Annotated in this window: 3 protein-coding genes; all 3 read left to right on the top strand. The window is 70.1% G+C overall.

What is annotated here, in order from left to right; all coding sequences use genetic code 11:
* The coding region (ligD, locus tag ACLN58_RS20640; RefSeq protein ID WP_415857102.1) for a non-homologous end-joining DNA ligase at window positions 1–767 on the top strand (767 nt) is incomplete at its 5' end.
* A gap of 279 nt (window positions 768–1046) precedes the next feature.
* Window positions 1047–2423, top strand: a complete 1377-nt coding sequence (locus ACLN58_RS20645) for an MFS transporter (RefSeq protein ID WP_415857103.1) — start codon at window positions 1047–1049, stop codon at window positions 2421–2423.
* A gap of 9 nt (window positions 2424–2432) precedes the next feature.
* Window positions 2433–2677: nucleoside hydrolase (locus tag ACLN58_RS20650; protein ID WP_415857104.1), on the top strand; the 245-nt coding region annotated here is incomplete at its 3' end.

Genomic DNA, 2677 nt, shown 5'->3' on the forward strand with positions numbered 1-2677 from the left:
CCGCGCTCGGGCCCGCGATCCTCGACGGCGAGATCATCGCGACCGACGCGCAGGGCCGCCCCTCCTTCGCCCTCCTCCAGCAGCGCATGGGCCTCAGCGACCCGACGGATGTCGCGGCCGCGCGGCGCACCGTTCCGGTGCGGATCGTGCTCTTCGACCTCCTCGAGTGGGAGGGCCGCGACCTCACCCCGCTCCCGTTCGGCGAGCGCCGCGCGGCGCTCGAGCTCCTCGCCGAGGGCGGCCTGCCGCCGATAGCTCAGCTCTCCCCCGTGTTCGACGACGACCCCGAGCACGTCCTCGCGGCCTCCGCCGAGTACGGGCTCGAGGGCGTCATGGCCAAGCGGCGCGGCTCGCGCTACGAGCCAGGCCGGCGCTCGAGCGCGTGGCTCAAGATCAAGCACGAGCGAACGCAGGAGGTCGTGGTGGGCGGCTGGCGCAGGGGCAAGGGCGGCCGCGAGGGCACCATCGGCTCCCTCCTCCTGGGCGTCATGGACGACGACGGCGGCCTCCACTACGCGGGGCGCGTCGGCTCGGGCTTCACGGAACGAGACCTCGCGGACATCGCGGCCAAGCTGCGCCCGCTCGCGCGCACGACGCCGCCCTTCAAGGACGTTCCGCGCGAAGACACGCTCGACGCTCAATGGGTCACGCCGAGCCTCGTCGCCGAGGTCCGGTACGGCGAGTGGACCCCCGACGGGCGGCTGCGGCACCCCGTGTGGCGGGGGTGGCGGCCGGACAAGGAGCCTCGCGAGGTGCGGGTCGAATAGTCACGGAGAATTCGTGACCACTGAGGAGCCTCAAAAAGGCTCCACGGAAGTTTGCACGGTTTCCCGCAAATTCCACGGAGCGGCGGCGGAAATCGCCACTGAGTTCCGGAGGAACGCCACGGAGGCCAGCAATCTTGCGGATGGAGGCCCGGGGATTTAAGCCGAAGTTTCCCCGGAGAACATATTCCTGCGGCACGGCGGACAGCGGAAATTAATTCAGCTTTCCGCACAATCTGGTGGCTCCGGCCGCAATTCGCATCCTCGCCCCAGGAGTAATCAATGAGCAATCAGACCACCACGGTCGAACCCCCTGCCCCCGAACCGCGCGTCTCGCGCCCCGACTTCCTCCGCGCCACGGCCTCCGTGTGGCTCGGCACCACGATGGAGTACGTCGACTTCGCGCTGTACGGCCTCGCGGCGGGCCTTGTGTTCGGCGACCTGTTCTTCCCCGGCGCCGACCCGGCGGTTGCCTTGCTCTCGGGCTTCGCGACCTACGCCGTGGGCTTCCTCGCCCGGCCAGTCGGCGCGATCGTGCTGGGACGGATCGGGGACAAGCACGGCCGCAAGGTGGTGCTCGTCGCGACGATCATCCTCATGGGCGGCTCGACGACGCTCATCGGGGCGCTCCCGACGTTCGCCCAGATCGGCGTCGCGGCGCCAGCGCTCCTCGTCCTCCTCCGGATCTGCCAGGGCTTCGGCGCCGGCGCTGAGCTCTCGGGCGGAGCGATCATGCTCGCGGAATCGTCCCCGAACCGGATCCGGGGCTTCGTCTCGGCGTTCATTGCGCTCGGCTCCAACAGCGGCACGCTCCTCGCGTCCGGCGTGTGGCTCCTCGTGACACAGCTCCCCAAGGCCGAGCTCCTGAGCTGGGGCTGGCGCATCCCGTTCCTCTGCAGCATCCTCGTCACGGTCGCCGCGCTCGTGCTGCGCAGGGTCATGAAGGAGAGCCCGATCTTCCTTGCCGAGAAGGAGCGCCGCGCCCACATCGCCGCGGGCGCACGGCCCGTCGAAGACGCTCAGGGCGCGGCGCAGGCCGACGGCCGCCGCTTCTTCGCCCGCAACAAGGCCTTCTTCGTGATGCTGGGCCTCCGCATCGGCGAGAACGGGCCGTCCTACCTCGCGCAGACGTTCATCGTCGGGTACGTCACGAAGGTGCTCGTCCTCGACAAGTCCCTTTCGGCGTCGGCCGTCTTTGTCGCGTCCCTCATCGGTTTTGCGGTCATCCCCCTCGCGGGCTACGCGTCGGACCGGTTCGGGCGGCGCATCACGTACCGGGCGTTCTGCATCGCGCTCGTGGCGTTCGCCTTCCCGGCCTTCATGCTCATGGACACGAAGGACCCCGGGATCGTCTTCGCGACGATCGTGGTGGGCATGGCGCTCGCGAGCCTCGGCATCTTCGCGGTCCAGGCCGCGTACGGCGTCGAGCTCTTCGGCTCAACCAACCGGTACACGAGGATGGCGATCGCCAAGGAGGTCGGCTCGCTCCTCTCAGGCGGCACCGCGCCGCTCTTCGCCTCCGCGCTGCTCGTCCAGTTCGGGCATTGGTGGCCCATCGCGGTGTATTTCGCGGCGACGGCGACCATCGGTCTCGTGACCACGTTCTTCGCCCCCGAGACGCGGGGCCGGGACTTGACGCTCGTGAGCGACGCCGTCTAGGCAGGGAGCATGCGCATCGCGATCGACTGCGACCCCGGGAACGGGATCCCCGGCGCCAACACGGACGACGGCCTCGCCCTCGGGCTCGCCGTCGCCTCGTCAGAGCTGCAGCTCGAGCTCGTGACGACGGTCGCTGGGAACACCCCGGCGGACGTCGGGGCCGCGGTCGCGCGAGAGCTCTTCCGCGCGTGGCGCGTCGACGTGCCGATCGTGGCCGGGGCCCGCGCTCCTCTTGTGCGGGATCCGGCCCCGTG

Origin of the sequence: Sinomonas sp. G460-2 (assembly GCF_047759905.1) — a bacterium.
In the GTDB taxonomy this organism is placed as follows: domain Bacteria; phylum Actinomycetota; class Actinomycetes; order Actinomycetales; family Micrococcaceae; genus Sinomonas.

Coding starts and splice junctions, on each gene's coding strand:
- ACLN58_RS20645 (WP_415857103.1), top strand. CDS start 1,047: ATGAGCAATCAGACCACCACGGTCGAACCCCCTGCCCCCGAACCGCGC.